Below are 4,641 nucleotides of genomic sequence, written 5' to 3'. Positions count from 1 at the left end.
CCAGCTCGGGCAGTGCCTGGAGCGGCGCCTGCAACAGGCTCACCTCATGCCCCGTAAGCGATTCCCGAGCCCGTGCCAGCATCTCCCCGGAAGGCTCGGCCAGGGTCACGGCGTGGCCGCGTGCGGCAAACCAGCCGGCCAGCTGGCCCAGGCCACCGCCCACGTCGAGCAGCGGCTGGCCGTGCAGGTCGAGCATCTCGGGCAGCAGGCGGTCGAGCAAGGCCAGGCGCAGCTCGCCGCGGGCCCCGCCGTAGAGGCTCGCGGCGAACTTGTCGGCCAGCCCGTCGAAGTGACGATCACCAGCCGGTGAAAGAGGAGAAGCGGGGTCTGACATGCCGGCCACCGGTCGCGGGTTTGCCGCGCATTCTACCCGGGAATCCCGCCGGACTCATGGCCCGCGGCAGTGCCCCAGGCCGCGGCGGGTTTATCTTGGCGGTTCAGGCGCTTATAATGCGCCCCGTCGCGCCCCCATAGCTCAGCTGGATAGAGCGTCCCCCTCCTAAGGGGAAGGTCTCAGGTTCGAATCCTGATGGGGGCGCCAGATTTCATCCTTTTTTCAGCAAGTTACAAACACCTCCTCAGATAAAGAGCACAGGAATTTCGCATCAAGGTTCCTGTGGGGTTCCTATGGCAGTCGCCACCCAGCAACATCCAGCCATCCCTGCTTACCCCCTCGAAGCCCCTTCGCAACAGACGCAGCTACCGTGGAGCAGGTCATCGAACGTCGTCAGCAGCGCCAGACCAATCGCCAGATTGCCCAGGCGCTGAGGGTCAGCGAGAGCACGGTGGCGAGCATTCTCAAGCGCAAAGAGCTGAATCGGCTGGTGCACTCTCACCGGCAGGGCCGACAACCGCTACGAGCACGACGCGGGCAAGGATCTCCTGCATCTGAATATCAAGAAACTAGGGCGCTTCGAGCGCCCAGGGCATCGGATGACACCGGCGACCGTCAGCAGAACACGCCAGGCGCAGGATGGGAGTATTGCCATGTGGCCACCGACGACCACTCGCGACTGGCCCTCAGCAGCGTTCACCCTGACGAGACGGGCTGGAGCGCCTGCCTGGCCCTGCTAAGGGCCGTGCGCTACTACGCCAGCCTGGGCATCTGCTTCACCCGGGTGCTCACCGACAACGGCGCCTGCTATCGCTCCCGCCGCTTCCAGTGCCTGTGCCCGCGACTGCGGCTGAAACATTGCCAGACCAAGCGTACAGCCCACGCACCAAAGGCAAGGCTGAGCGGTTTATCCAGACGGCGCTCCGTGAGTGGGCCTACGCTCGGTCATACGCAAGCTCGGAGCGTCGTGGCAGGCACCTGCCTGTCTGGCTGCATCAGTACAACTGGCATCGGCCGCATGCCAGCCTGGATTACCACCCTCCAGTCAGCCGGCTGGGCCATTCCGTGAACGCCCGGGTGGGTTTACATAACTAGTTCCACATCGTTTAGAGCTTCACCAAGGTGCTGGATGCAGTCCGCAGAACAGATCACCGTGAGAAGGGGGCACCTCAAATCACTCCAGTAGGCGGTCTTTAAGCACCTGAAGAACGGCAACCTGACGTCCAACGAGATCAGCTTCCTTCAGGAGCTGGTGGCCGATCAGGGGGTCACCGGCGATGCCAGGGTCATCAAGGAAAAACTGCGCTAGATTCAGAAGGCCGCGACGCCGCGTGCTGCCCGGTGGCGCATCACGAACAATCTCAGGGTTACGCGGGATGCCGTTACCGGGCAAACACTGCTAACGTCGATGGCAAAGGCACTGACGACGCTGGAGCGGCATGCCGAGCAAGTGGTGAGGCGCTGGATCTCCGGCCCGATCAACGCACGTCTGGAAGGCATGAACGGTCTATTCCAAGCGGCCCGATCGAGCGGACGCGGCTACCGGAACGGAGCCAACTTCATCGTGATGATCTACCTGATTGGGAGCCCCATGGGGCGCATGCTCAATCAGACCGAATCCACATAATGTGACGAAGAACCTGAAAGAAGGGCAGGCCAAGAAGCCCGAGCTGCTTATCAAATGGGTAGCTAATCATGCGGGGACTAAACACCTAGCAACCAAACCAGCACTAGCTATACTACTGCCCTCTCCACTTATCCGACCTCCCATTAAATCTAAGATGCCTTCACAATGGCCTAAAATAAGGGCAATAATTGATTTTATACCTCCCCTCACCACTAACCCTCTTCTTCTAAGCCAAAGCCATTAAATACCTTTGTTTCAAGGTCAGGTGGGATACAGTGGAATGCACCTGGCTGATCCGTATTCAACCACCTGGTACCATAGAGCATGAAACACATTCAGCTAGCCAAAGAAATATTTATGATATACATGATATATTCAATGACTCCCTATACGAGAATACATATAATATACACCTAAATATCCATAGTTAAATATATAGTTAATATATATGAATAAATAATATTATATATTACACAATACTTATACACGGAGATGCTAACGGATAATATCTTAGGCAGGATCTATATATATATATAGCACAAGGCAATATTAGGCTTTGCCTACCGGAATCATATAAATTCATACTATTAGCCAAAAAAACAAAGCAAAATAAATCATGAAGCCCTGCACCATGGCTAACTTCAATAGGATAACGCTAATTGTCACAGGGGAACAAAACACCTATAGCAACTCAGCTTCCAAGCTCAACGAGAACCCCGTCCGATCATGAATCTTTCTCTCTAACCCTCCAAGGTCTGGCTTCACTTTCACCGTCACACCATCATGTTGCAGCAGAACAATGTTACCCATCAACTCCTCAATCATCACCTTCATAGCCTCTGACTCGGCACCTTGCAAAATATGAGAAAGAATTTTACGATTAGTAATTGAACCATCAATTTCCCTGCCAGCATCATTCACAATGACACCGCCCTTCTTCTTGGTCTGACTTCTGTAATACTCAACAACAGCACCTTTTGAAACCTTAAGATCCTCAATCAGCCCTCGCAGAACCGGGTGACCAGCCAATGTCTCCACCACATCCCTACCGAGCTTAGCCTCAATCGCATTCTTTTTGTCATCAAATGATTCCCGGCTGCCTCGGCACCGCAAAACAGCGCCATAGATCAATGAAATCAATACAAATTTGGCATCATCGATCGTGATACCGGCACACCTCGCGACCTCACTTCTAACCAGTTTTTTGTTGTTCAGGTAATAATAAATGTTGGGGGTATCAATACCAATTCGCATGGCCATCTGAGAAAGGAGCGACCAGTGACAGTTCTCTATATCGACGTCATAGCATCCTTGAAGTGCCATACGACGGACCTCTCCCACGCAGCGCTGGAGATTAACATGCCCCATTGCATACAGCCGCCCTGCCTTGCTTTCAGAGTAAATGGTAGGTACCAACGCATCCTTATTCCTACTTGAATTGGCAAGTGACAGCATTAGATGCGCTTGACGGTCTGCTAGCAGAACACGACTATATGATTTCTGATCGCCGTAACACCGCTTATACTCATCCCAATGGTATTTCAGCCATCCTAAATGTTCTGGGAATGGGTCCCCATTCAGCCACCGCTCAGACGCACCAATCAAGTCCAAAAGATTCTGTGAGCTTACTTCTACGAGGGACGACATGATATTTCGAGGAAATCGGCATTTTGCCCCTGTCGCCGTAGTACTACGAAACGCATCACTTGGAGTACGGTACGGAGAGCCTGCGGCGTCGATCAAGCCGGTTACTAAATCATCATATTTTGTGGCTAGCTTTGAGAGGAATTCCAGGAAAAAACCAGATGCGACCTTGTAGCCATAATCGGTCAGCTTCCAGCCAGACGCCCACTTGCCCTTCACTCCCTCTAGTTCTTTTTCAAACCAACCCAACATGCCATTGATCTCATCGAATCGGGCGGCCGAACCGAAAATAGATTTTTTCGCTTCCCAGTGAATAGGGGTGAGATCAACACGGTGGGATTTATGAGGAATAGCATTAGCGTACATCGCCCACATAAATGAAGCCAACCCACGCTTCTCTTTTTCTAGAAGGGAAGAAAAATATGGGTCTTCCGATAAATGGATATCCCAGTCTTTAGGGCGGAAATGAAAAAAGCTGGTGAGTGCTCGATGGGATTTCGATTTTTTGGTGGTAGGCATATTCTGATGTGATTGTCGGAACATGGTATCACATCAGGCACAACAAGAAACAGCCGTATTAACGATGATGCTTCACGTTAGCCTTTTCAGCGATGGACAGGACCAGCGCACCTGTCATCAGATCAGGCATCGCCATCGACACAAACTCGTACATGGAGCTTCTCGCGCGGCGGCCCAGGATCGATGACCTTGTCCATTACTGGACACATAGGTATCCGCCATTTTTGTTGATGGCCTTGTCCAGCGCTGGACAGAGCCAGCCCTTGGTGCCGGATAAGATCTCTGCCATGGGGCTATCCTATGTCCGCTTGGCGGATCGGCATCAACGACTTTGTCCATTAATGGACAGAGCCACCGACTGGCACCGGATAAGCCATCGCAAATGGCAGTGACACCTCTGTGGAGCTACCCTCTCGGCAACATGCCTCCCCCCTGAACCTCACCCTTGTCCAGCAATGGACAAGGGTAGCACCAGGCGGCTGCGTAGCCCCACGCTGGAGGGGAAAAGCTGGATGTG

General features: G+C 53.3%; 3 protein-coding genes, 1 tRNA gene and 1 pseudogene. 3 read left to right on the top strand and 2 right to left on the bottom strand.

Annotated elements, in window-relative coordinates; all coding sequences use genetic code 11:
• The coding region (locus SCI24_RS16880) for a methyltransferase domain-containing protein (RefSeq protein WP_318726487.1) at window positions 1-334 on the bottom strand (334 nt) is incomplete at its 3' end.
• Between the two features lie 130 nt (window positions 335-464).
• On the opposite strand from SCI24_RS16880, the gene SCI24_RS16875 reads away from it, so the two are divergent.
• From SCI24_RS16875 to SCI24_RS16865, 3 genes and pseudogenes are all read left to right on the top strand, one after another.
• Window positions 465-541 (top strand) — tRNA-Arg (locus SCI24_RS16875).
• 127 nt (window positions 542-668) lie between these two features.
• Window positions 669-1,429, top strand: a pseudogene (locus SCI24_RS16870) (integrase core domain-containing protein); the annotation flags it as partial.
• Between the two features lie 214 nt (window positions 1,430-1,643).
• Entirely contained in the window at window positions 1,644-1,961 is a 318-nt protein-coding gene (locus tag SCI24_RS16865; RefSeq protein WP_318726488.1) for a transposase, read from the top strand.
• A 681-nt stretch (window positions 1,962-2,642) separates the two neighbouring features.
• On the opposite strand, the gene SCI24_RS16860 is transcribed toward SCI24_RS16865, so the two are convergent.
• Window positions 2,643-4,148, bottom strand: a complete 1,506-nt coding sequence (locus SCI24_RS16860) for a hypothetical protein (protein ID WP_318726486.1) — start codon at window positions 4,146-4,148, stop codon at window positions 2,643-2,645.
• Window positions 4,149-4,641: the final 493 nt, after the last annotated feature.

The sequence above is a fragment of the Halomonas sp. genome, from assembly GCF_033549285.1.
Lineage (GTDB): Bacteria > Pseudomonadota > Gammaproteobacteria > Pseudomonadales > Halomonadaceae > Halomonas.
The sequence above is the reverse complement of the archived record's forward strand: the minus strand, read 5'-3'. Positions and strand labels throughout refer to the sequence as shown.